This window comes from Gordonia jacobaea (genome assembly GCF_001186365.1).
In the GTDB taxonomy this organism is placed as follows: domain Bacteria; phylum Actinomycetota; class Actinomycetes; order Mycobacteriales; family Mycobacteriaceae; genus Gordonia; species Gordonia jacobaea.
In genome coordinates this window covers 1-24,873 of the sequence record NZ_LDTZ01000015.1, presented here as the reverse complement: position 1 = coordinate 24,873, position 24,873 = coordinate 1, and the positions used below count along the sequence as shown (strand labels likewise).

At 65.9% G+C, this 24,873-nt stretch carries 22 protein-coding genes and 1 pseudogene; 19 read left to right on the top strand and 4 right to left on the bottom strand.

The window, feature by feature from the left end; translation table 11 throughout:
* Nucleotides 1-105: 105 nt before the first annotated feature.
* Nucleotides 106-405 (bottom strand): DUF1540 domain-containing protein, encoded by a 300-nt coding sequence (locus ABW18_RS06090; RefSeq protein ID WP_005208919.1) that lies wholly within the window; start codon nucleotides 403-405, stop codon nucleotides 106-108.
* 159 nt (nucleotides 406-564) lie between these two features.
* Entirely contained in the window at nucleotides 565-1,005 is a 441-nt protein-coding gene (locus ABW18_RS06085) for a DUF1844 domain-containing protein (RefSeq protein WP_005208917.1), read from the bottom strand.
* A 261-nt stretch (nucleotides 1,006-1,266) separates the two neighbouring features.
* Between ABW18_RS06085 and infC the strand changes: the two are divergent.
* From infC to ABW18_RS06065, 4 genes and pseudogenes are all read left to right on the top strand, one after another.
* Nucleotides 1,267-1,921: pseudogene (infC, locus tag ABW18_RS06080) on the top strand (translation initiation factor IF-3).
* A gap of 105 nt (nucleotides 1,922-2,026) precedes the next feature.
* Complete coding sequence (gene rpmI / locus ABW18_RS06075) at nucleotides 2,027-2,221, top strand: 50S ribosomal protein L35 (protein WP_005208912.1); 195 nt, start codon at nucleotides 2,027-2,029, stop codon at nucleotides 2,219-2,221.
* Nucleotides 2,222-2,261: 40 nt separating this feature from the next.
* Nucleotides 2,262-2,642: a 50S ribosomal protein L20 gene (gene rplT / locus ABW18_RS06070; protein WP_049698135.1), complete on the top strand. Its 381-nt coding sequence runs from the start codon at nucleotides 2,262-2,264 to the stop codon at nucleotides 2,640-2,642.
* 55 nt (nucleotides 2,643-2,697) lie between these two features.
* Nucleotides 2,698-3,492 carry a TrmH family RNA methyltransferase gene (locus ABW18_RS06065; RefSeq protein ID WP_197494435.1) on the top strand — a complete coding sequence of 265 codons (795 nt, stop codon included), beginning with the start codon at nucleotides 2,698-2,700 and terminating at the stop codon, nucleotides 3,490-3,492.
* 13 nt (nucleotides 3,493-3,505) lie between these two features.
* On the opposite strand, the gene ABW18_RS06060 is transcribed toward ABW18_RS06065, so the two are convergent.
* Nucleotides 3,506-3,964, bottom strand: coding sequence for an SRPBCC family protein (locus ABW18_RS06060; protein WP_049698134.1), 459 nt, complete (start codon nucleotides 3,962-3,964; stop codon nucleotides 3,506-3,508).
* 112 nt (nucleotides 3,965-4,076) lie between these two features.
* Between ABW18_RS06060 and ABW18_RS06055 the strand changes: the two genes are divergently transcribed.
* The 3 genes from ABW18_RS06055 (at nucleotide 4,077) to pheT (ending at nucleotide 9,174) form a co-directional block, all read left to right on the top strand.
* On the top strand, nucleotides 4,077-5,387 hold the full coding sequence (locus ABW18_RS06055) for an acyltransferase family protein (RefSeq protein ID WP_331436053.1): 1,311 nt from the start codon (nucleotides 4,077-4,079) through the stop codon (nucleotides 5,385-5,387).
* Nucleotides 5,388-5,580: 193 nt separating this feature from the next.
* Nucleotides 5,581-6,642: a phenylalanine--tRNA ligase subunit alpha gene (gene pheS, locus ABW18_RS06050; protein WP_049698132.1), complete on the top strand. Its 1,062-nt coding sequence runs from the start codon at nucleotides 5,581-5,583 to the stop codon at nucleotides 6,640-6,642.
* A gap of 57 nt (nucleotides 6,643-6,699) precedes the next feature.
* On the top strand, nucleotides 6,700-9,174 hold the full coding sequence (gene pheT / locus ABW18_RS06045) for a phenylalanine--tRNA ligase subunit beta (RefSeq protein ID WP_049698131.1): 2,475 nt from the start codon (nucleotides 6,700-6,702) through the stop codon (nucleotides 9,172-9,174).
* Between the two features lie 25 nt (nucleotides 9,175-9,199).
* Here the strand turns inward: pheT and ABW18_RS06040 are convergent, their stop codons facing one another.
* Nucleotides 9,200-9,877 carry a DUF4386 domain-containing protein gene (locus ABW18_RS06040; RefSeq protein WP_049698130.1) on the bottom strand — a complete coding sequence of 226 codons (678 nt, stop codon included), beginning with the start codon at nucleotides 9,875-9,877 and terminating at the stop codon, nucleotides 9,200-9,202.
* Nucleotides 9,878-10,002: 125 nt separating this feature from the next.
* Here ABW18_RS06040 and ABW18_RS06035 point away from each other — a divergent pair, with 125 nt between their 5' ends.
* The 12 genes from ABW18_RS06035 (at nucleotide 10,003) to tyrS (ending at nucleotide 24,391) form a co-directional block, all read left to right on the top strand.
* A complete protein-coding gene (locus ABW18_RS06035) occupies nucleotides 10,003-10,701 on the top strand; it encodes a TetR/AcrR family transcriptional regulator (protein WP_049698129.1) in 699 nt (232 codons plus the stop codon).
* A gap of 38 nt (nucleotides 10,702-10,739) precedes the next feature.
* Nucleotides 10,740-11,777, top strand: a complete 1,038-nt coding sequence (argC, locus tag ABW18_RS06030; protein ID WP_049698128.1) for an N-acetyl-gamma-glutamyl-phosphate reductase — start codon at nucleotides 10,740-10,742, stop codon at nucleotides 11,775-11,777.
* Nucleotides 11,778-11,854: 77 nt separating this feature from the next.
* Nucleotides 11,855-13,075, top strand: coding sequence for a bifunctional glutamate N-acetyltransferase/amino-acid acetyltransferase ArgJ (gene argJ / locus ABW18_RS06025; protein WP_049698548.1), 1,221 nt, complete (start codon nucleotides 11,855-11,857; stop codon nucleotides 13,073-13,075).
* Nucleotides 13,072-14,070 (top strand): acetylglutamate kinase, encoded by a 999-nt coding sequence (gene argB, locus ABW18_RS06020; protein WP_049698127.1) that lies wholly within the window; start codon nucleotides 13,072-13,074, stop codon nucleotides 14,068-14,070. Before argJ ends, argB begins: the two co-directional genes overlap by 4 nt.
* Nucleotides 14,067-15,254 carry an acetylornithine transaminase gene (locus tag ABW18_RS06015; RefSeq protein WP_049698126.1) on the top strand — a complete coding sequence of 396 codons (1,188 nt, stop codon included), beginning with the start codon at nucleotides 14,067-14,069 and terminating at the stop codon, nucleotides 15,252-15,254. The genes argB and ABW18_RS06015 overlap by 4 nt, the downstream gene beginning before the upstream one ends.
* Nucleotides 15,251-16,174, top strand: coding sequence for an ornithine carbamoyltransferase (argF, locus tag ABW18_RS06010; protein WP_049698125.1), 924 nt, complete (start codon nucleotides 15,251-15,253; stop codon nucleotides 16,172-16,174). The genes ABW18_RS06015 and argF overlap by 4 nt, the downstream gene beginning before the upstream one ends.
* Nucleotides 16,175-16,206: 32 nt before the next feature.
* Entirely contained in the window at nucleotides 16,207-16,704 is a 498-nt protein-coding gene (locus ABW18_RS06005) for an arginine repressor (RefSeq protein WP_039856974.1), read from the top strand.
* A 150-nt stretch (nucleotides 16,705-16,854) separates the two neighbouring features.
* Nucleotides 16,855-18,057: an argininosuccinate synthase gene (locus ABW18_RS06000; RefSeq protein ID WP_049698547.1), complete on the top strand. Its 1,203-nt coding sequence runs from the start codon at nucleotides 16,855-16,857 to the stop codon at nucleotides 18,055-18,057.
* Complete coding sequence (argH, locus tag ABW18_RS05995; RefSeq protein WP_049698124.1) at nucleotides 18,050-19,507, top strand: argininosuccinate lyase; 1,458 nt, start codon at nucleotides 18,050-18,052, stop codon at nucleotides 19,505-19,507. The genes ABW18_RS06000 and argH overlap by 8 nt, the downstream gene beginning before the upstream one ends.
* A 108-nt stretch (nucleotides 19,508-19,615) precedes the next feature.
* Entirely contained in the window at nucleotides 19,616-22,690 is a 3,075-nt protein-coding gene (locus ABW18_RS05990) for an AMP-binding protein (protein ID WP_049698123.1), read from the top strand.
* 111 nt (nucleotides 22,691-22,801) lie between these two features.
* Nucleotides 22,802-23,014, top strand: a complete 213-nt coding sequence (locus tag ABW18_RS05985) for a Trm112 family protein (RefSeq protein WP_049698546.1) — start codon at nucleotides 22,802-22,804, stop codon at nucleotides 23,012-23,014.
* A 75-nt stretch (nucleotides 23,015-23,089) separates the two neighbouring features.
* Nucleotides 23,090-24,391 carry a tyrosine--tRNA ligase gene (gene tyrS / locus ABW18_RS05980; protein ID WP_049698122.1) on the top strand — a complete coding sequence of 434 codons (1,302 nt, stop codon included), beginning with the start codon at nucleotides 23,090-23,092 and terminating at the stop codon, nucleotides 24,389-24,391.
* Nucleotides 24,392-24,873: the final 482 nt, after the last annotated feature.

Genomic DNA, 24,873 nt, shown 5'->3' with positions numbered 1-24,873 from the left:
GATTCAGGCTAGCCCGCATACGAAACGACGGACGCCGCGCTGGTCACAGAATGACCCGCACGACGTCCGTCGAGGGCTGCAGAGTGGTCTGGTGACGCGAAGCCGTCAGCGAGGGGAGTAGGTGAGGCAGTTCGCGGTGTCGGAACTCTCGCCTGCACCGATACGGACCGCAGTGGCCGTGCATTCGAGATTCGCGTTGTGCTCGCAGTCGACCCGCTGGCATGCACCGACCTGGGTGGAGACGCGGTCGAGGCCGCCGCGAGTTGTCAGGGGGATGAACGTCGCGCAGTCGGCAGTGCCGTTGGTTCCGCTGACGTTGATCGCGAACGCGTGGCAGCCGTCGTGGTTGTAGGAACACTCACTGACGGTGCATTCGGCGACATGTGGCATTTCGAGCGTGGCCATCGTGAACTCCTGGATCGAGGTTGGCGGGCGGGTATCTGCCCTGCCTTCCAATCTAGGTGAGTCCGTTGACCCTTTCCAGCAAGCAAAGGCTCGCCTGACCTGCTGAAACGTTAGGTAAGCGCTACCTACATCGCGGTGAATTCGCGGCCAACGAGAGCGTCACCGACGACGGTCTCGAACCGGTCCGGTGTACTTCTCGCCGGGGCCCTCGCCTGGCTCGTCCGGGTATGCGCTCGCGTCGCGGAACGCCAGTTGCAGTTGCTTGAGTCCGTCTCGGATGGGAGCGGCATGAACGCCGAGATCCGGTTTGGCTGCGTCGACGAGTCCGGCCAGTGCGGTGATGAGTTTTCGGGCCTCATCGAGATCGGCGTCGTCTTCGGATGCCCCCGGCGCCAGGCCGAGCTTCTCCGCCGACGCGCTCATCAGCATGACGATGGCCCGGGTCACGACCTCGATCGAGGGAATGTCGGCCATGTCACGGACGTTGTCATCATCGTCTGTGGAAGTAGTCACGTCCGGACGCGCGGAATCGTTGTTCGGAACGCCGGTGAGGTCGTCACCTGCATCGTCGCCCGAAGGCGAATAGGTGTTCTCGGGCATGACTGCTAGACTTCCATAGCACGACCGCCCCGGTTGGCGCCGGGGTCGCAAGTGGAGTTCCGCTCCCACCGCTACGACGCGTCGAATATGTGCGCTTGCCGCACACGCGATTCACGCAGTTGTACGGTCCGGTCCTGCCGATGGGCGTGGTCTTTCCACGCCGTCGGCGATGCGCATCCAATGGTGTGCAGACCGGTCGGTATCGGAGCCCTGACGATGGTGAACACCATCTCGGGGCTCTTCTGCTGAGAGCCCCTTTCCATGCGCGGCCACCGACCACTCCGCGACGGCCACCCCTGTCAGGTTTTATCAAGGAGGCCCCATCAGCACTGAGACCCGCATCAACGAGCGCATCCGCGTACCGGAGGTCCGACTCGTCGGACCGAATTCGGAGCAGGTGGGCATCGTGCGTGTTGAAGATGCGCTGCGCCTGGCCTACGAGGCCGACCTGGACTTGGTCGAGGTCGCACCCGACGCCCGTCCGCCGGTGTGCAAGATCATGGACTACGGCAAGTTCAAGTACGAAGCAGCGCAGAAGCAACGCGAGTCGCGTCGCAACCAGCAGTTGACCGTCATCAAGGAGCAGAAGCTCCGGCCGAAGATCGACGACCACGATTACGAGACCAAGAAGGGTCACGTCATCCGGTTCCTCGAGGCAGGCTCGAAGGTGAAGGTCACCATCATGTTCCGCGGCCGCGAGCAGTCGCGACCCGAACTCGGATACCGACTGCTGCAGCGCCTCGGAAACGACGTCGCCGATTACGGCTTCATCGAGACCTCGGCCAAGCAGGACGGCCGCAACATGACCATGGTCCTCGCCCCGCACAAGGGCGCGAAGACCCGCGTGAAAGCGCAGCAGACTCGTGACGACCGCGCGCCCCGCCAGCAGGGCGCCAAGGACGACACGGCCAGCTAAGCCGATGCGGTCCGTGAGAACGGACCGTCGGAGAACCACTGCGGACGCATACCGCACCCGACAACCGCGGGTGTGGCTTGCGTCCGCTCGAATGAAGGAAAGAACATGCCGAAGAGCAAGACCCACAAGGGCACAGCCAAGCGCTTCAAGGTGACCGGCAGCGGAAAGATCGTCCGCCAGAAGGCCAACCGTCGCCACCTCCTGGAGCACAAGTCCTCTCGCCGTACCCGTCGTCTCGACGGCATCGCCGTGGTGAGTGAGAACGACGCACCGCGTATCAAGCGACTGCTCAACCGCTGACGCACCCGACCACCACATCTGACGAACAAGAGGAACTGACATGGCACGCGTGAAAAGGGCTGTCAACGCCCAGAAGAAGCGTCGTTCGACGCTGGAGGCCTCCAAGGGATACCGCGGGCAGCGCTCGCGCCTGTACCGCAAGGCCAAGGAGCAGCAGCTCCACTCGATGACTTACGCCTACCGGGACCGTCGCGCCCGCAAGGGTGAGTTCCGCAAGCTGTGGATCGCGCGTATCAACGCTGCGTCCCGCGCCAACGACATCACCTACAACCGCTTCATCCAGGGCCTCAAGGCCGCGGGTGTCGAGGTTGACCGCAAGGTGCTCGCCGACATCGCCGTGACCGACCCGGAGGCCTTCACCGGCCTCGTCGAGGTTGCCCGCAAGGCACTGCCGGCCGACGTCAACGCTCCCGCAGCCTGAGCGTTCACATCGAACACGTCGCACACGACCCGCGAGTGATCACGGACATCATCTGATGGAGATCTTGTCCGAACGATCCTCGCGGGTCGTGTCGTATGCAAAGCTCCATCGGGCGTCGGTACGACGGTCCGAGGGAAGATTTCTCGTCGAAGGCGCCAATGCGGTTGCCGCCGCTCTGGAGAGTGGTCGGGCAGTGCAGATCCTGGTCCGCGAGAGTGACGCCGACCGGCACGCCGAGATCCTCGGCGCCGCATCCGGCGCAGGCGTCGACGTCGTCGGATTGTCGGATCGCGCCGCCGAAAAGCTTTCGGAAGCGACGACGCCGCCCGGAATCTTCGCTCTCGCCGAGCTCCTCGACGCGTCCCTCGACGACGTGCTGTCGTCCGGTCCGCGCCTACTGGCGGTGGCCGTCGAGCCGCGTGAACCAGGTAATGCCGGGACGCTGATCCGCACAGCCGACGCGATGGGCGCCGACGCCGTGCTGTTGCTCGGCGACGCGGTTGATCCGCACAACGGGAAGTGCGTACGCGCGAGCGCGGGCAGCGTCTTCCATCTGCCGATCGTTCGGGAACGAGACGTCGACGCGGCGCTGTCGTCGGTGAGGTCGGCGGGCATCACGATCCTGGCGACGTCGGCCGACGGTGAGCTCGTGCTCGACGACGCCTCAGACGTCCTCGCCGAGCCGACCGCCTGGCTGTTCGGCAACGAAGCCCACGGGTTGTCCGCACCACTCGCGCAGTCGGCCGACCACCGGGTGTCCATTCCGATCCGCGGTCGCGCCGAGAGCCTCAATCTCGCGTCGGCGGCGTCGATCTGTCTCTACGAGAGCGCACGAGTACAAGCCCGCTAGGTTGTAGCGCAGCTCACGCCTCGGCGATCACTTTGATCCTGGCGAGAGTGGCAGGAATTCCCTCAGCCGCCGCGACGAGGCGAATCCTCATCTGGTCATCGGCGTCGTCGCCGTACTTCTCGCGGAAGAATACTTCGCCGGTGTCAGAGAAGGCGGTGTACTCGGTGAGCCGTGTGCTGCCGTCGCCGACGGCTTCGACGCGATAGCCCCACCTCGTTCCGCTGGTTCCGATCGTCCATTCGAAGCGAGTGCCGGGCTCGTCGACGGTCACGGTCGAGACGGTCGACCACTCGCGGACCGGCGTGCGGTTGTGACCGGTGAAGGTCGCGCCCGCACCGCGTGCGGAACTGTCCCACTCACACGCGTGGCACTGTTCGCTCCACTCTCCGGTGCGTGTGACGTCGCTGATCAGCGCGTACACGTCCTCCGGGCTGCGCTCGACGACAACGGAATCTTCCAGTGTGTATCGCATGGGTGTCGAGTCTAGGGCGACGGGCGGCACCGGCTGATCGAGTTGAAACGCATACGCGTGCTGAGTAGTTGCACCCATGATCGAAAGGGCATGTCGGCGAAGACTTCTCGGAGTGCGAAACCACTCAACCCTGACTCCCTCTGTCGCAGAACTCGACGCGCTGACCGGCAACCGCGATCGCGTCGTCGATCTCATCCGACTCACCTCGCTGGTCGTCGTGATCGCCGGGCATTCGCTCATGCTGACGGTGTCCGTCGACGACGGTCGGCTCGTCCTCGGTAACACCCTCGCCGACGTTCCGCTTCTGCAACCGATGACCTGGCTGTTCCAGATCCTTCCGCTGTTCTTCTTCGCAGGCGCCGCGGCGTCGACCTACGGGTGGCGTCCAGGCACACGTCCCGGCCACTGGCTGTTGCGTCGGGTCCAGCGACTTCTGCGGCCGGTCGGGTGGTATCTCGTGGTCGTCCTGATTGTTTACGGGGTGTCGACGCTGGTCGGTGCCGCCGCCATCGCCGACGTCGTGGCGCGCCTGGGAGTTCAGTTGCTGTGGTTTCTCGGCGCCTACCTGTTGGTGCTCGCGGTGATGCCCATGCTCCAACGACTCTCGTCGCGCCGGGCTGTGCTGTCAGCTCTGGCGGCCGCGTGGCTGGTGACCGCGGTCGTCGACGCCCTTCGGATCGCCGTCGGTGCGTCGAACAACGTCGGTTACGTCAACTTTCTCAGCGTGTGGATCATCCCGGCGATCCTCGGCGTCGCGTATGCGAAACGCCTGTTCTCGATGGTCGAAGCCGCAGTGCTGTGCGTGACCGCTCTGGTCGTCGACATCGCGCTGGTGGCCCTCGGTCCGTACGAGATGTCGTTGGTGACCGTCCCCGGACAGCAACTGTCCAACATGAGTCCGCCGAGCCTGCTACTCGCTGGTCACACTGTGGTGCTGTGTGCGCTGGTCATCGCGTTGCGCGCGCCACTTGCACGAGTCGCCGCCCGCCCACGGGTCTGGTGGTGGGTCGTGCTCGGCAACCGAGGTGCGATGACGTTGTATCTGTGGCACCTTCCGGTGTTGGGTCTCATCATTGGCCTCTCCGCGCTGTGTGGATTGCATAGAGATCCCCACGCCCTGCTGTTCTGGCCGACGGTTCTCGCGACCACCGCATGCCTGCTCGCGCTGATGATCCCGGTGACCGGAGTGCTGCTCGTCCTGGAGAACCGTCCGGTGCCGTGGTGGGACGCGCAGGTCGTCGGTGGGTGGAGTGCACGACGCGACACCCTCATCGTGGGGCTCCTGGTCGTCGTCGGTGTGACGACGCTGCTCCTGGCCGGTTCGGGAATCGTCGCCGGCTGGATCTGGTTGGTGATCGGCGTCGCCGCCGCGATGGCCGCTCGATCACTGGGTCGAGCACCTGCGAGCTCCCGACGCTGCTGAGCCGGGCGGATCGTGGATGATCGATCGGCGCGGGTTCGTGGGGGCGTCGAGGTAGGGCCCCAGGACGGTCGACTAACCTTGACGAGGAAGTATCACGGCCTCTGACCGGCGCATTGCTGATCTGCTCTCGTCGTCGAGGTGGTCGTGATGGGTTCAGTCATCCGCACCAGCAAGCACTAGGAGACCGCCGACCGTGGCCAGCTCTGCCGACGATCAAGCGCAGCCAACGTTCCCCAGCACCGAGGAACTCGACGCCGCGGCCGACGCCGCCGCTGCGGCATTCGCTGCGGCCGCTGATCTCGATGCGCTCGCGGCCGCCAAGACCGCGCACCTCGGCGATCGTTCGCCGATAGCGCTCGCTCGTCGAGCTCTGGGTTCGCTGCCGAAGGACCAGCGATCCGAAGCAGGCAAACTGGTCAACCAGGTTCGTGGGCGGGTCAGTGCGGTCCTCGACGGCCGGACGGCGCAGCTGCAGGCCGAGCGCGACGCCGCGGTTCTCGTCTCCGAGTCGGTCGACGTCACGCTGCCGAGTCGTCGACGTCCCGGTGGAGCGCGCCATCCCATCACAGTGATCTCCGAGCAGGTCGCCGACGTTTTCGTCGGCATGGGCTGGGAGATCGCCGAGGGACCCGAGGTAGAAACCGAGCACTACAACTTCGACGCGCTGAACTTTCTCCCGGATCACCCTGCGCGGTCGATGCAGGACACCTTCTACATCGCACCCGAGGGATCACGTCAGGTGCTCCGGACCCACACGTCACCCGTGCAGGTGCGTTCGATGTTGTCGCGAGATCTCCCGATCTACGTGGCGTGCCCCGGCCGGACGTTCCGGACCGACGAGCTCGACGCCACACACACGCCGGTGTTCCATCAGATCGAGGGCCTCGCCGTCGACAAGGGACTGACGATGGCCAACCTGCGCGGCACGCTCGAGGCGTTCGCTCGCGCACTGTTCGGCCCCGAGACCACCACCCGCATGCGTGCGAGCTATTTCCCCTTCACCGAGCCGTCGGCCGAGGTCGACGTATGGTTTCCCGCCAAGAAGGGCGGCGCGGGCTGGGTCGAATGGGGTGGCTGCGGCATGGTCAACCCGAACGTGTTGCGCGCCAGCGGAATCGACCCCGACGTCTACTCAGGGTTCGCGTTCGGGATGGGACTCGAACGCACTCTGCAGTTCCGCAACGACATCTCGGACATGCGCGACATGGTGGAGGGCGACGTCCGCTTCAGCCTCCCGTTCGGCCCGGCGGCCTGAGCCGGTCGACGCCGCAACCCGCACCGATTCCACTCGATGAAAGAAGCTGATTGACCGATGCGTGCACCGCAGTCCTGGTACACCGAGGTACTCCGTGCCGGCGATCCGACCTGGTCGGCGACCACTGAGGAGATCGACGCGGGTTTCGTCCGTGTCGGTTTCGAGATCGAAGACATCGAGTCGTTCCCCGAGATCACCGGCCCGCTGGTGATCGGGCGCGTCGAGCACATCGAGGAACTGACCGAGTTCAAGAAGCCCATTCGCTTCTGCCAGGTCGAGGTGGGGGAGTCGGAACCCCGCGGAATCGTCTGTGGGGCACGCAATTTCGCGGAGGGCGACCTCATCGTTGCCGCTCTGCCCGGAACCGTGCTGCCGGGGCCGTTCGAGATCGCGTCCCGCAAGACGTACGGACACATCTCCGACGGCATGATCTGCTCGGTGTCCGAGCTCGGTATCGGCACCGATCACAGCGGCATCCTCGTCCTGGCGCCCGGCACCGCAGAGCCCGGCGCCGACGCCCGCGAGGTCCTCGGACTCGACGACGCCGCGATCGACGTCAACGTCACCCCTGACCGTGGCTACGCGTTCTCGATCCGCGGACTCGGCCGTGAGCTGGCGAGCAGCTTCACCGTGCCGTTCGTCGATCCCGGTACCTCCGTCCCCGCCATCTCGGTGTCCGACGGTGCGCCCTGGCCCGTGGCGATCGAGAAGGATTCCGGCGCAACCCGATACACCGCGCGCCTCATCGAGGGCGTCGACCCGACTGCCATATCGCCGTGGTGGATGCAGAAGCGATTGATGGTCGCCGGGGTCCGCCCGATCTCTGCGATCGTCGACGTCACCAATTACGTGATGCTCGAATTGGGACAGCCGCTGCACGCCTTCGACGCTGACAAGTTGTCCGGGACCATCACCGTCCGCAACGCGCGGTCGGGGGAGAAGCTGACAACGCTCGACGGCGTCGTTCGCGACCTCGATCCCGAGGACGTCGTCATCGCCGACGACAGTGGCCCCGTCGCGCTGGCAGGTGTCATGGGCGGCGAGAGCACCGAGGTGGGTCCGCAGACCACGCGTGTGCTGCTCGAGGCGGCGACCTTCGATCCCGTCCGTGTCTTCCGGACCGGAAAGCGTCACAAGCTCACGTCGGAGGCGAGCAAGCGGTTCGAGCGCGTCGTCGACCCGGAGATCACCGCCGCAGGTTCTGACCGCGGAGCCGGACTCATCGTCGAACTCGCGGGTGGTGCCATCGCGTCGCCACTGGCCGAGGAGCGGATATCGCTTCCGGCGACCGCGCCCATCACGATCTCTGCCGACGAGCCCGACCGCACGGCCGGGGTCACCTACCCGGCCGGCACCACCGCAGCTCGGCTCGTCGAGGTCGGGTGCACGGTCACCGGCACCGACCCGCTGACCGTCACGCCCCCGTCGTGGCGACCGGATCTGCGTCAGCGCGCCGACCTCGTCGAAGAAGTCTTGCGGCTCGAAGGCCTCGAAGACATTCCGGCCGTTCTTCCGTCTGCTCCGGGCGGACGCGGGCTGACGCCAACCCAGCGTCGACGCCGCAGCATCGGTCGCACGCTCGCGCTCGACGGTTACGTCGAGGTGCTGCCTTTCCCGTTCATGCCCGCGGGCGTCTTCGACACCTGGGACCTGTCCTCCGACGACGTTCGACGCCGCACGGTCAAGGTGCTCAACCCGCTCGAGTCCGACCGGCCGGAGCTGAACACGACGCTTCTGCCCGGGCTGTTCGAGATGGTCGCCCGGAATATTGCTCGCGGCCAGCGCGACCTGTCGCTGTACACGATCGGACAGGTCGTCTTGGCCACCGACCACATGCGCCCGGTGGCCGAACTCGACGTGACCCGACGCCCCACGGCCGAGGAGATCGCCCAACTCGACGACTCGCTACCCGCTCAGCCACTGCACGTCGCGGTTGCGCTGACCGGGCTGCGTGATCCGGCGGGCCCGTGGGGTCCCGGCAGGCCCGGTGACTATCTCGACGCCTTCGAGGCTGCTCGTGAGATCGGCGTCGCAGCCGGAGTCGACGTCACATTGGTGGCCGACACCTACGCGCCCTGGCATCCGGGTCGGTGCGCGGCCGTCGTCGTCGACGGTCGGGTCGTCGGACATGCCGGCGAGCTCCACCCCGCGGTGCTGGAACGTACAGGGCTGCCGAAGCGGATGTGCGCCGTCGAGATCGACGTCGACGCGTTGCCGCTCGACGCGACACTGCCAGCGCCGCACATCTCCGTGTTCCCGGCGGTGCTGCAGGACGTCGCCGTCGTCGTGTCGGACGGCGTGCCCGCGGCAGACGTCGAGGCGTTGCTGCGCGAGGGCGCCGGTGAGCTGCTCGACTCCATCGAGCTCTTCGATGTCTTCACCGGTGAGCAGGTCGGCGAGGGAAACAAATCGTTGACCTTCGCGCTGAAGTTCCGGGCAGGCGATCGGACCCTCACCGAAGACGAGGCGACCGCGGCGAAACTGGCTGCCGTGGCTCGCGCGACCGAGGGCGTCGGCGCGCGGCTTCGATAGCTCGGCACGTCGATAGCCGACCACGTCAGGCGACGGCGACCGGTGTGCTGTTCGACGCCTCGCTGTGCTCTCGCACGCCACGCGCGGTCAGCCAGACGCCCAGCGCGAGTTCCCATAGCGCGATGGGGGCGGCGGCGAGCGCGCCGATCGGCGACACCTGTGACACGAGGCCGAGGATTGTCGCGGTCGCCGACGCGAGCAGGAGCGGCGCGCCGATGATCCCGAGTGCGGGAATGGCACGTGGAACCAGTCGGTTCGCGTACAGCACCGGAGCCAGCAGGAGTGCATTGACTGCCGGTAGTAGGCCGGGTCCTAGGAGGAACGCGCCATCGTGAAGTGCGACGAGCGCGTCGTCGACTCCTGACGATGTACCGGGCGCATCCCGGACCGTGACGAGTGCCAGTACCGCAACCACTCCCATCACCACGAGCGTCGCCTCGACGGTTCGCGACGCGACGAAACCTCGTGCGCGGGCGTCGCTGTGGCGTCGAATGATGGGGTAGAGCGCAATGGCGGTGCCGACGCAGCTCACGGCGAGGATGACCTCCAGCACGCATCCGAACTGGGCAGCGGCCCCCGAAGCGTCGGGATCGCCGTCGAGAAAGGGTTTCTTGAGAGCGAGAGCCGGAAGCGACGTCGCGAAGGTGACGAGGTACCAGATACCGGCCCACCGCGCCCGGGCTCGCTCGTTCGATTCGACCATGCGAGTTCTCCTGCCTGTGGCCTTGGTGCGCGTGACGCGTGCTGAGTCAGTGGTGTATGTCGTACACCCCGCCTACCGTAGGTGTACTACGTACACCCGGTCAAGGCTTCGCTAGGGTTTCGGGTATGTCGGATGACTCAGCTCAGCGAGTTCCGCTCAACCGGGATCGCGTACTCGGCTGTGCCGTCCGTCTTGCCGACAGAGACGGATTCGACGCGGTCACCATGCGCGCGCTTGCGACCGAGCTCGACGTGGTGCCCATGGCGCTGTACAAACATGTGGCCAACAAGAGCGACCTGGTCGACGGAATGATCGATGTCGTCGTCGACTCCTACCCCGCGTCCTCCGCGCAGGGCTGGCGCAGGTCGGTGCGCTCGCGAATACTCGCCGCACGGCGCGTGTACCAAGCGCACCCGTGGATGCGCACAGCGATCGAATCCCGTGACACTCCTACGCCGGGCGCGCTCGCGTACATGGATTCCCTGGCGGCGGAGTTCATCGACGGAGGCATCGCAATCGATCTGACCCACCACGCCATGCACGTAGTCGGGCCACGGATCTGGGGCTTCACGGCGGAAGTGTTCACCGGTAGTGCCGCGCCGCCTGCCGACCTCGGTCCGGCGGCGCAGGCGGCAGCGGAGGCCGAATTCGCGAAACGATATCCCGCAGTGACGGCGATCGCCCTCGATGCTCGCGCACGTACGGGGCCCGCTGGCTGCGACGACGACTTCGAGTTCGAGTTCGCGGTGGATCTGATTCTCGAGGCCGTCGAACGACTACACGACGCCGGTTGGGAATCTACTTCGCTGCGCCCGCCGACCTAGTTCCGTATTGATTTGCGCCGCCATGCATAATGATGTGTATGACGATCAAGGTGGCTGTAGCTGGCGCGAGCGGTTATGCGGGTGGGGAAGTGCTTCGTCTGCTGTGCGGACACCCGCGTCTGCGATCTGGCGACCTCGAGATCGGCGCCCTGACGGCCGGCGGAAACGCGGGCACACTCCTTGGTGCCCATCATCCCAACCTGTTGCCGTTGGCGCAGCGTGAACTCCAGGAAACGACGTCCGACGTCCTGGCCGGTCACGACGTCGTGTTCCTCGCGCTGCCACACGGAACGTCGGCGCAGATCGCCGACGCGCTGCCTCCCACGACGTTGATCATCGACTGCGGCGCCGACTTCCGGCTCCGTGACTCCGACGACTGGGTCGCCTACTACGGCGGCGATCACGCAGGCACCTGGCCGTACGGCCTGCCCGAGATCCCCGGCAACCGCGAGGTCCTGCAGAACGCGAGTCGGATCGCGGTACCCGGCTGCTATCCGACGGTCTCGATTCTGTCGCTGCTTCCCGCGGTCGCGGCCGGCCTCGTGGAACCGCACGTCACGGTCGTCGCGGTGAGTGGAACGTCGGGGGCGGGACGGGCACCCAAGGTCGACCTACTCGCGTCGGAGGTGATCGGTTCCGCGCGTGCGTACGGGGTCGGCGGCTCGCATCGGCACACCCCGGAGATCTCGCAGGCACTGTCGGAGGCTGCCGACCAACCGGTGGCGGTCTCGTTCACGCCTGTGCTCGTCCCGATGTCGCGCGGAATCCTCGCGACGTGCACGGCGCGTACGACGGCGTCGGCCGACGAGGTCCGCGCGGTGTACGAAAAGGCCTATGCCGATGAGCAATTCGTCTATCTCCTTCCCGAGGGCAGTCTTCCCGCGACGGGCTCGGTGATGGGTTCCAACGCAGTGCAACTCGCCGTCACCGTCGACGAGCGGGCCGGAACACTTGTGGTGGTCGGCACAATCGACAACCTCGCGAAGGGGACCGGCGGCGCGGCGGTTCAGTCGATGAACCTCGCGCTGGACTGGGACGAAGCAGAAGGACTGAGCACTGTGGGAGTGGCACCGTGAGCTCGAGTGGCAATGCGGCAGAGAGCAATTCGACAGCAGGCAACACAACAACGCAGGTCGACGACTCCGACGACCGGATCGCCGGCGGTGCACCGGCGACCGGCCCGCGCCTGCTGCGCAATCAGGGCGTGACAGCACCGCTCGGGTTCCGTGCGGCGGGAATCGCCGCCGGTATCAAGGCTTCCGGCGCCCCCGACCTCTCGCTGGTCTTCAACGAGGGCCCCGACTACTCGGCGGCAGGCGTCTTCACCCGCAACCAGGTCAAGGCTGCGCCGGTGCTGTGGAGCAAGCAGGTGCTCACCACCGGCAGGCTGCGCGCCGTCGTCCTCAATTCTGGTGGCGCCAACGCCTGTACCGGACCGCTGGGCTTCCAGGACACGCACGCGACGGCAGAGGCTGTTGCCGAAGCGCTGAGCAACTGGGGAACCGAGACCGGCGCCGTCGAGGTCGCTGTCTGTTCCACGGGTCTGATCGGTGATCGCCTCCCGATGGACAAAGTGCTCGCGGGTGTGACCGAGATCGTCCAGGAGATGGGCGGCGGACTCTCCGGCGGAACCGACGCCGCCTACGCGATCATGACGACCGATACCGTGCCGAAACAGGTTGCGCTGCACCATCCACAGGGGTGGAACATCGGCGGCATGGCCAAGGGCGCAGGCATGATGGCACCCTCGCTCGCCACGATGCTGTGCGTGCTGACCACCGATGCGCGGGCCAGCGCGGAACAACTCGACCTCGCGCTGCGGCGCGCGACGTCGAAGACGTTCGACAGGCTGGACATCGACGGCTCGACGTCGACCAACGACACGGTGCTGTTGCTCAGCTCCGGCGCCAGCCAGATCCCCGTCGAGCAAACAGAACTCGACGCCGCCGTGCTGTCGGTGTGCGACGATCTCGCCGCGCAGCTGATGGCCGACGCCGAGGGAGTCACCAAGCGCATCGTCATCACGGTCACCGGTGCTGCCACCGAAGACGACGCCATCGCCGTCGCGCGGACCATTGCCCGCGACAGTCTGGTCAAGACAGCGCTTTTCGGGTCGGATCCGAACTGGGGGCGCGTGCTCGCGGCGACGGGGATTGCACCGGTCACCATCGACCCCGATCGAATCACGGTGTCGTTCAACGGCAAAGCGGTCTGCGTCAACGGCACGGGCGTCGACGGCGCGCGCGACGTCGACCTGTCGGGTCCCGACGTCGCGGTCCTCGTCGACCTCGGCCTCGGCGCGGAGACCGGCAGCATTCGGACCACCGACCTCTCGCACGCGTACGTCGAAGAGAACTCGGCGTATTCGTCATGATCTCGACAAGCTCGATCAGCGGGGATGGCTCGCTCGGCGGGGACGGCTCGATCAGCGGGGACGGCTCGATCAGCGGCGCCGCGAAGGCCGCGATCCTGGCGGAGTCGTTGCCTACGCTGCAGGCCATGCACGGTGCGACGGTCGTCGTGAAGTACGGCGGCAACGCGATGATCGACGACGACCTCAAACGCGCCTTCGCCGCCGACATCGTCTTCCTGCGGGCCTGCGGCATGCACCCGATCGTGGTGCACGGTGGCGGACCACAGATCTCGGCGATGCTCGCACGTCTCGGCCTGACGGGCGAGTTCCGCGGCGGGTTCCGTGTGACCACGCCCGAGGTGATGGACGTGGCGCGGATGGTGCTGTTCGGTCAGGTCGGTCGCGAGCTCGTCGGCTTGATCAACGCGCACGGACCCTATGCCGTCGGCCTCACCGGTGAGGACGCCAACCTGTTCACGGCGACGCGACGCACCGTCGTCGTCGACGGAGTTGCCACGGACATCGGACTCGTCGGCGACATCTCCTCGGTCAACACCTCCGCGGTGCTCGATCTCGTTGGTGCGGGACGCATTCCGGTCGTCTCGACACTCGCCCCCGACCGTGACGGCGTCGTCCACAACATCAACGCCGACACGGCTGCGGGCGCTCTCGCCGAGGCGCTCGGTGCCACCCGACTGGTGATGCTCACCGACGTCGAAGGGCTCTACACCGATTGGCCCGACCGCTCGTCGCTCGTGTCGCAGATCTCGACCGACGCACTGGCACAACTGCTTCCGAGTCTCGACGCAGGCATGGTGCCCAAGATGGAGGCGTGCCTGCGTGCGGTCGAAGGCGGTGTCGGGCGAGCTCATGTCGTCGACGGCCGTGTGCCGCACGCTGTCTTGGCCGAACTGCTGACCGCGACGAGCACCGGGACCACCGTCGTCGCTCCCGAAAACCTCTCTCCCGCAACCGCGCACACCACGCTAGACACAGACGGAGCGTCGCACTCATGACCGCACCCTGGCAGGAGCGGTGGTCATCCGCCCTCATGAAGAACTACGGCACGCCGCCGATCGCCCTGACGAAGGGCGAGGGAGCCTACGTGTGGGACGCCGACGGCAACCGCTACCTCGATCTACTCGGCGGCATCGCGGTGAACGCATTGGGTCACGCGCATCCCGCGATCGTGGCCGCGGTGACCGAGCAACTCCAGACACTCGGCCACGTCTCGAATCTGTACATCAACCCGCGGGTAGTCGAACTCGCCGAGCGTCTTCTCGACAAGTTCGGGCAGCCCGGCCGGGTGTTCTTCTGCAACTCCGGAACCGAAGCCAACGAGGCAGCATTCAAGCTGGCCCGACTCACCGGCAGGCCGCAGATCGTGGCCGCGGACAAGGCATTTCACGGACGCACCATGGGTGCGCTCGCGATGACCGGTCAACCGGCGAAGCGCGCACCGTTCGAACCGATGCCCGCAGGGGTCGACTTCGTGCCCTACGGCGATGTCGACGCCTTGACCGCCGCAGTGTCGTCGGAGACCGCAGCGGTGATCCTCGAGCCGATCCTCGGAGAATCCGGTGTCGTCGTTCCGCCTGCGGACTACCTCGCGCACGCGCGCAGGCTGACCGCCGAGCACGGCGCATTGCTCGTCCTCGACGAGGTGCAGACGGGAATCGGTCGTACCGGAACGTTTTTCGCACACCAGGCCGCGGGGATCGTGCCGGACGTCATGACTCTCGCCAAGGGGCTCGGCGGCGGGCTGCCCATCGGGGCGACCATCGCGACAGGCCCCGCCGCGGAACTGTTCACTCCCGGACAGCACGGCACGACATTCGGCGGTAACCCGGTGTCGGCGGCCGCTGCGCTCGCGGTCCTCGACGAGATCGACAACAGCAACCTCGTCGATCATGTTGCCGCCGTGGGAAAGTCGATCGCGACGGGCGTCGAAGCACTCGACCATCCGCTGATCTCCCATGTGCGCGGGTCGGGGCTGCTGCTCGGCGTCGTGCTCACCGCGCCGGTGTCGGCGAAGGTCGAGTCGACTGCTCGCGACAACGGATTCCTCATCAACGCGCCGGCTCCCGACGTCCTGCGGCTCGCGCCGCCCCTCATCCTCACCGAGGACCAGGCGGGCGACTTCGTCGCAGCACTGCCGCAGATCCTCGACGCCGCAACCGACGAGAGCAGCGCACAGTGACCAGACATTTTCTACGCGACGACGACCTCACGCCCGACGAGCAGGCCGAAGTGCTTGCCCTAGCCGCCGAGGTGAAGCGCCAGCCGTTCGCCTACCGACCGCTCGAGGGTCCGCGGGGAGTCGGGGTTATCTTCGACAAGAACTCCACGAGAACGCGGTTCTCGTTCGAGATGGGCATCGCGCAGATGGGTGGCCACGCCGTCGTCGTCGACGGACGCACCACTCAGCTCGGCCGCGATGAATCACTCGAAGACACCGGCCGGGTGTTGTCACGATTCGTCGAGGCCGTCGTGTGGCGGACCTTCGGGCAAGAGCGGCTCGAAGCGATGGCCTCGACGGCGTCGATTCCGATTGTCAACGCGCTGTCGGATCTCTTCCATCCCTGCCAGGTCCTCGCCGACCTGCAGACCATCGTCGAACGCAAGGGCCGTACCGCGGGGTTGACGATGACCTACCTCGGCGACGGTGCGAACAACATGGCGCACTCGTTGGCGCTCGGCGGCGCGACCGCGGGGATGCACGTGACGATCAGTGCGCCGGACCGATTCGAGCCCGACCCCGTCGTGATCGCCGACGCCGAAAAGCGGGCCGCTCTGACCCGAGGATCGGTCAGCGTCGAATCCGACCCTGTCGCCGCCTCGCGCGGGGCCGATGTGTTGGTCACCGACACGTGGGTCTCGATGGGGCAGGAGGACGACGGCAAGGATCGTCGCGCACCGTTCCGGCCGTACCAGATCAACTCCGACCTCCTCGCAGTGGCGGATCCGGACGCGATCGTGTTGCACTGCCTGCCCGCTCACCGCGGCGATGAGATCACCGACGACGTGATCGATGGTCCCGCGAGTGCGGTTCTCGACGAGGCGGAGAACAGGTTGCACGCTCAGAAGGCGTTGCTCATCTGGCTGCTGGGGCAGAAGTGACCAGCAATGCCGACACCGGCGGCGCTGCGCGCATCGCCGATCACACCGACACCAGGCTCGCGAGCACGCGAGCGGGGCGACACGCGCTCATCGTCGAAGTGCTCGGGTCACATCAGGTGCGGTCGCAGTCGGAGTTGCAGCAGTTGCTCGCAGGCAGGGGAGTCGACGCCACGCAGGCGACGCTCTCCCGCGACCTCGACGAGCTCGGCGCCGTCAAGTTGCGCGCGGCCGACGGCGGCGTCGGCGTCTACGTCGTCCCTGAAGACGGCGCGCCCGTTCGTGGGGTGTTCGGCGGTACTGCCCGACTGTCTCGTCTGCTCAGCGAACTGCTGGTGTCGACGGATGCGAGCGGAAACCTCGCCGTGCTGCGCACCCCGCCCGGCGCCGCGCACTACCTGGCCAGTGCCATCGACCGGGCCAGCTTGCCCGACGTCGTGGGCACTATTGCGGGCGACGACACGATCTTCGTGTGCGCACGCGCACCGATCGACGGGGCCGAGCTCGCACGACGAATCGAGGGCCTCGTGTGACAACCCCTTACCGACGCCCCGGCGGCCCCTGAGCCGGAGTCGGACACACCGAGGCCCGAACCCGGACCGACAAACAGACCCCAGCCCGATCGCATCGGGCACGACATCCGATGATGGATGTCGAACCACGACATAGGAGCACACACCACCATGGCGGAACGCGTCGTACTTGCATACTCCGGCGGCCTCGACACCTCGGTCGCTATCAGTTGGATCGGCAAGGAGACCGGTAAGGAGGTCGTCGCCGTTGCGCTCGACCTCGGACAGGGCGGCGAGGACATGGAGGTCGTCCGCCAGCGCGCGCTCGACTGCGGTGCCGTCGAAGCCGTGCTCGTCGACGCACGCGACGAGTTCGCCGACGACTACTGCCTGCCCGCGATCACGTCGAACGCGCTGTACATGGACCGGTACCCGCTGGTGTCGGCACTGTCGCGCCCGCTGATCGCCAAGCATCTGGTGACCGCGGCACGCGATCACGGCGGCACCGTCGTCGCGCACGGCTGCACGGGTAAGGGCAACGACCAGGTGCGCTTCGAGGTCGGTTTCGCTTCGCTGGCACCAGATCTCGAGGTCATCGCCCCTGTCCGCGACTACGCGTGGACGCGCGAGAAGGCCATCTCCTTCGCCGAGGAGAACGACATCCCGATCAACGTGACCAAGAAGTCGCCGTTCTCGATCGACCAGAACGTGTGGGGTCGCGCCGTCGAGACCGGCTTCCTCGAGGACCTGTGGAATGCGCCGACCAAGGACGTCTACAGCTACACCGAGGACCCGACGATCAACTGGAACTCGCCCGACGAGGTCATCATCACGTTCGACAAGGGTCGCCCGATCGCCATCGACGGTCGCCCGGTCAGCGTGCTGGAGGCGATCGAGGAACTCAACCGCCGCGCGGGCGCACAGGGTGTCGGCCGCCTCGACGTCGTCGAAGATCGCCTCGTCGGCATCAAGAGCCGCGAGATCTACGAGGCTCCCGGCGCGATGGTGCTGATCACCGCCCATGAAGAGCTCGAGCACGTCACCTTGGAGCGCGAACTCGGACGCTTCAAGCGTCGTACCGATCAGAAGTGGGCAGAGCTGGTGTACGACGGCCTCTGGTTCTCGCCGCTCAAGCGCTCGCTGGACACCTTCGTCGACTCCACGCAGGAGCACGTCTCCGGCGAGATCCGCCTTGTGCTGCACGGTGGCCACATCTCGGTCAACGGCCGCCGCAGCGGCGAGTCGCTGTACGACTTCAACCTCGCGACCTACGACGAGGGCGACAGCTTCGACCAGTCCGCCGCACGTGGATTCGTCGAGCTGCACGGCCTGTCGTCGAAGATCGCAGCGAAGCGGGATCTGCTCAGTGAGTGATCAGGGCCCCTCAGCCCAGCACGGGACAACGAACCAGGGGTCGCTGTGGGGCGGTCGCTTCGCGTCGGGACCCGCCGACGCGATGGCCGCGTTGAGCAAGTCGACGCAGTTCGACTGGGTGCTCGCCCCGTTCGACATCCAGGCGTCGAAGGCGCACGCCAGGGTTCTCAATCGCGCAGGCCTGCTGTCCGACGACGATCTGACCGCCATGCTCGCCGGTCTCGACCAACTCGCGAGCGACGTCGCCGACGGCACCTTCGTGGCTGCCGAGTCCGACGAGGACGTGCACGGCGCCCTCGAACGCGGACTCATCGAACGCGTCGGAGCCGACCTCGGTGGCAGGCTGCGCGCCGGACGGTCGCGCAACGATCAGGTCGCCACGCTGTTTCGCATGTGGCTGCGCGAGGCGATGCGTTCTGTCGCGACAGGTGTGCTCGACGTCGTCGAGGCGTTGACTGCTCAGGCTCGCGCACATCCCGACGCCGTCATGCCGGGGAAGACACACCTGCAGGCTGCGCAGCCGGTGCTGCTCGCGCATCACCTCCTCGCGCACGCGCAACCGCTGATCCGCGACGTCGACAGGCTTGCCGATGCGGATCGTCGAACTGCGGTGTCCCCGTACGGCTCCGGTGCGTTGGCGGGTTCGTCACTCGGCCTCGATCCCGAGGCGATCGCCGCTGATCTGGGGTTCGCCGCAGCCGCGGAGAACTCGATCGACGCGACGTCGTCGCGAGACTTCGCGGCCGAGGCGTCGTTCGTCTTCGCGATGATCGCCGTCGATCTCTCGCGACTCGCCGAAGAGGTGATCCTGTGGAGCACTGCCGAATTCGGCTACGTCACCCTCGCCGACGCCTGGTCGACGGGGAGTTCGATCATGCCGCAGAAGAAGAACCCCGACGTCGCAGAACTCACACGCGGCAAAGCGGGCAGGCTGATCGGTGACCTCACCGGCTTGCTGGCGACCTTGAAGGCTCAGCCGCTCGCGTACAACCGCGACCTGCAGGAAGACAAAGAACCCGTATTCGACGCCGTCGCGCAGCTCGAGTTGCTGTTGCCTGCGATCGCCGGGATGGTCGGCACACTCGAGTTCCACGAGGATCGGATGGCCGAGCTGGCTCCCGCGGGATTCACCCTCGCCACCGACATTGCGGAATGGCTTGTGCGTCAAGGTGTTCCGTTCCGAGTGGCCCACGAGGTCGCCGGTGCGTGTGTTCGCGAGGCGGAGAACCGCGGCGTCGGACTCGATGAACTCGACGATGCCACCTTCGCGTCGATCGATCCGGCTCTCACCCCGCAGGTTCGTGAGGTACTGACCGTTCGAGGGTCGATCGAGTCGCGCGACGCCTACGGCGGCACCGCTCCGTCGCAGGTGCAGCGCCAGCTCGACGTCCTCGACCGCGCGCTCCCGGCACTGCGATCACGGTGGTCGGTGAGTTCACCGTCACAGTGAGGTCGACGAGTGCGCGGGGTCTATGTCGATCCGTGTACGGTGCGAGTTGACCAAGCTTGGGTAAGGTGATGCAGATCACCATACAGTGTGCGGGGAGGAGCGTGGTTGATGGCAGGCGGCGGTATTCCCGACGTGAAGGCATTTGCCGAGCGTGTCCTCGCGACAGCGCAGAATGGTCTCGAGGTGCTCCGGTACGGCGGTCTGCAGACCGGGACCGAGCCCGCGCCGTTCACCGTGGTCGAGACGACACGGATGTTCCGGTTGCGACGCTACTTCCCGGATGCCCCGGCGACCGGTCCCAACATCGTGCTGATTCCCCCGATGATGGTGTCTGCCAACGTCTATGACGTGACCGAGCACAACGGTGCCGTCTCTGTGCTGCACCGCAACGGCATCACTGCCTGGGTCGTCGACTTCGGATCTCCCGATCACGAAGAAGGCGGGATGGAGCGCAACCTCGCCGACCACGTCGTCGCGGTGAGCGAGGCGATCGACTGGATCATCGAATCCACCGGCCGCGATGTTCACGTCGCCGGCTACTCGCAGGGCGGCATGTTCGCCTATCAGGCAGCTGCGTATCGACGTTCCCGCGGGGTGGCCAGCGTGATCACCTTCGGTAGCCCGGTCGACGTTCTCGCGGCACTACCGCTCGGACTGCCCGCAGCACTGGTCGCTCCCGGCGCGGAGGTCTTGGCCGACAAGGTATTTCCACATCTGTGGGTGCCCAGTTGGCTGGCGCGTCTCGGTTTCCAAATGCTCGACCCGGTGAAGACCGCGCGCAGCCGCTTCGACTTCCTCCGCCAGCTCCACGACCGCGACGCACTTCTGCCCCGCGAAGATCAGCGCCGCTTCCTCGAAGCCGAAGGGTGGGTCGCCTGGTCCGGCCCGGCCATCGCGGAACTGCTGCGCCAGTTCGTCGCACATAACCGCATGGTGTCCGGCGGGTTTGTGATCAACGGCGAACTGGTGACGCTCGCCGAGATCACCGCCCCCGTTCTGGGTTTCGTCGGCGAGGTCGACGACATCGGGCAACCGATCGCTATCCGTGGTGTCGTCCGTGCGGCACCACGAGCTCGCGTGTACGAATCACGGCTTCCCGTAGGGCATTTCGGTCTTGTGGTGGGAAGTACTTCGGGTACTCGTACGTGGCCGACGACTGCGGAATGGATCAATTGGCAGGAGGACCTGGGGCCTGAGCCCGATCACGTCGAGCCGATGGAGGCGCCGGTCGACGGGAAAGGCACCGGCGTCGGCCTGCTGTCTCGGATCACGCACGGCATCGGTTCGGTTGCCGATGCGGGTGCCGGGGCGTCCCGCGATCTGTGGGAAATGGCGGGCGCTGTGCAGCGGACGTCGCTTGCCGTCGCGCAGGAATCAGTCCGCACGGTGCCGCGACTGTTCCGCCTCGGACAGATCCAGTCAGGTACTCGTATCTCGCTGGGAAAGCTGATGTCGGAGAACACCGACTGGGGCGGCGACCGCGAGGTTTTCCTCTTCGAGAATCGAGTTCTCACCCATTCGCAGGTCGACACCCGCATCAACAACGTGGTGGCGGGACTGGTGCAGTGTGGCGTGCGCCCCGGCGAGCACATCGGGGTTCTGATGGACACCCGCCCGAGCGCGCTGGTCGCGGTTGCCGCACTGTCCCGGTTGGGCGCGGTCGCCGTACTTCTCGCCGGTGAGGGCGATGTCGGCGAGATGCTGCGGCTGGCAGGCGCGAACGTCGTCGTCTGCGATCCCGTTCACCTCGAGACCGCGACAGCTCACAGCGATCGCGTCCTCGTGCTCGGTGGCGGAAGCGGGTCGGCACGCGAGATCGACGGCGTTGACGGCCGCACCGTCATCGACATGGAACAGATCGACCCCGACGTCGTACAGATGCCAGCGTGGTATCGCCCCGATCCCGGTCTCGCAGGCGATCTGGCATTCATCCTGTTCACCCGCTCACGCGGCAAACTTGCGGTGTGGCCGGTGACCAATCACAGGTTCGCGATGTCGGCGTTCGGAGCGGCGTCGGCGGCAGGTCTCACAGACCGCGACACGGTCTATTGCATCCCGCCGCTGCACCACGCCTCCGGATTGTTGACCACGCTCGGCGCGACGGCCGTCGGACGGTCGCGTATCGCATTGTCGGAGGGCGTCGACGCCGAGAACTTCGCCACCGAGGTTCATCGATACGGCGTCACGGTGGTGTCCTACACCTGGTCGATGCTGCGAGAGATACTGCACGACAAGAACTTTCAGATCAACGAGCACAATCCGATCCGCTTGTTCATGGGATCGGGACTTCCCACCGGCCTCTGGGACGAGATAAGCGAACGCTTCCCACGTGCCCGCGTTCTCGAGTTCTTCGCGACAGCTGACGGTTCGGCCATCCTGGCCAACGTCGCCGCCGACAAGGTCGGGTCGATGGGTCGCGCTCTGCCGGAAACCAACGAGGTGGCAATCGCGGCATACGACGTCGACGCCGAGCGCCTCGTCGTCGGTGAAAACGGTTTCGTCGACCGTGCGGGGCAGGGCGAGGTCGGGCTGCTGCTGGCGCGTTCACGGCATCGCTTCGACACCACCGCGACCGTCTTGCGTGACGTCTTCGCGCCCAAGGACCGGTGGGAGGTGTCGGGTCACCTGTTCTACCGGGACTCCGACGACGACCTGTGGTTCATGGGATCGGTTGACACCGTGGCGCATTCGATCGAGGGCCCCATCTACCTCCCGCCGATCGAGCAACTGCTCTCGCGGGTGCCCGGTGTCGATCAAGTGGCCGCCTACCGGCTCGGCGATCCGGGAGGCCAGATCGTGGTGGCCGCGCTGACGATGCGGTCCGATGTCGACGTGGATTCATTGACAGTCACGCAACTGCGGCTCGGCCTCGGCGCACTGCCCGCGCACCGTCGACCTCACCTGGTCTGCGTCGTCGACGAGATCCCGGTATCGGAGTCCTATCGCCCCCAGGCGAGCGCACTGGCGGCTCGTGGTGTGCCGAAACCCGGGTCAAAGGTCTGGTACCGCGACTCGGAGGGCAGGTACCGACGGTTCACCAAGACTGCGGTGAGCAGAGTGGATTGGCTGCCGGATTCGTCCTCCGCAACCTCACGCGATCGCACGACGTCGGCAAGAGCTGTCGGAACCGCGGGCGCGCCGACCAGGACAACAGCCGGGGGAGCCGCGACCGGCACGCGTTGATGTGGAGGCGAGCGGGTGATCGACGCGTTCGCCGCGCCGTTAGGCTTGCTGTCGTGCCCCGCGGCACGTCGAAATCCGCTGGGGAAATCCGCTGAGAGAGGAAGCAAGCCGATGGGTTCTCGCGCGCAGTCACTGGATCCGATCGTTCGTGACCGGCTGGTGTGCCCGCAGGATCACGGCCCGCTGCTCGACGCGGGCGATGAGCTCTACAACCCGCGGCTTCGTGTCGCCTACCGGATCGATGCCGACGGCATCCCGGTCATGTTGGCCACTGAGGCGCGCGCGGTCGACGACGAAGAGCATCAACGTCTCACTTCTGCCTGATCGATGAGGGCCGGGTCTGATCGATACAGGTCGGGTGTTCGCCGGCCGCGCACGCGCAGATGACAAGATCGATGTGTGAGCACACTGACCTCTGAAGACCGAATCGATGGTTCAGACATTCTCGACGATCTGCAGTGGCGAGGCTTGATCGCGCAGTCAACCGACATCGATGAACTGCGGTCCGCTGTCGAAGCCGGCCCGATCACTGTGTACGCGGGCTTCGACCCGACGGCGTCGAGCCTGCATGCTGGGCATTTGGTGCCGCTTCTGACGCTGCGTCGCTTTCAACTCGCAGGTCATCGGCCTATCGCTCTCGCAGGTGGTGCGACAGGACTCATCGGCGACCCGCGTGATGTCGGTGAGCGGACCATGAACTCCGTCGACACGGTTGGCGGATGGACCGGACGCATCGGCGACCAGCTGGCCAGCTTCTTGCGATTCGACGACAGTCCGAACAGCGCCCTGCTGGTCAACAACATGGAGTGGACGGCAGGGCTGAGCGCGATCGAGTTCCTCCGCGACCTCGGTAAGCACTTTTCGGTCAACGTGATGCTCGCTCGAGAAACCGTTCGACGACGCCTCGAGTCCGATGGGATCAGCTACACCGAGTTCAGTTACCTGCTGCTGCAGTCCAACGACTACCTCGAACTGCACCGCAGGCACGGGTGCAGCCTGCAGATCGGTGGCTCGGATCAGTGGGGAAACATCGTCGGCGGTGTCGATCTCACGCGCCGGATCACCGGAGACACCGTGCATGCGCTGACAGTTCCGCTCGTGACCTCGTCGGACGGCAAGAAGTTCGGTAAGTCGACCGGCGGCGGAAGCCTCTGGCTCGACCCGGAACTCACCAGTCCTTACGCCTGGTACCAGTACTTCGTGAACACGTCCGACGCCGACGTCGTCCGCTACTTGAAGTGGTTCACGTTCCTGAGCAGGGAAGAGATCGGTGAGCTGGAGCGTGCAACGGAAGAGACTCCGCATCTTCGGTTGGCGCAGAAGCGCCTCGCAGCGGAGATGACGACGCTCATCCACGGCGCGGCCAACACCCACGCCGTGGAACTGGCCAGTCAGGCGCTGTTCGGCCGCGCCGAACTGACGGATCTCGACGAGTCGACGCTTGCGGCAGCACTGGGCGAGACCACGATCGCCGAATACAGCTCCGACGCACCGACGCTCGTCGGACTTCTCGTGGACAGCGGGCTCTCTGAGAGCAACAAAGCTGCACGACGCGCGATCGGCGAAGGAGGTGCCTACGTCAACAACACCAAGATCACCGATCCGGAGTGGACTCCAGGCACTTCCGACCTGCTGCACGGCCGTTGGCTGGTCATCCGACGCGGTAAGAAGAGCTTTGCCGGCGCTCGTTTAAGCCTCTGACCAGGCGATTTGACGCCCTGTTCCCGTGTGTGTAACTTTCTTGTTGCACCGCAGCGAGCAAGACCCCGGGGCCGACACGGAATCGGGGAAACTGCAGTGTCTCAGGTCTGATAGCCTGGAACACCGATGCGGCCAGAAACGAATAGCCCGCAACACACGGTGTTGCGAACGCGAATCGGATCTGGTAGCCTGGAAGAGTTGCTCCGGAGACGGGGTCAACAATTCCAAACACCAGCTTACTAGAGAGCGCCTCGCCATGCGGGGTGGCGCTGGTAGGTGTGTGTTCTTTGAGAACTCGATAGTGTATTGACAAGATTGTCTGATGCCATATTTTGGCATCGTGTGTCCAAGTTTTTGGATTATGTGATGATTTATTTTTGTGACGCTCAGGTCTTTGGGTCTGGGTGTTGCTAGTTTTTGTTTGGTCAGGTTTTTGTCTCTCTGGCTGAGATTGTGTTGAAAATTCTGTCGACTCTTTGGGG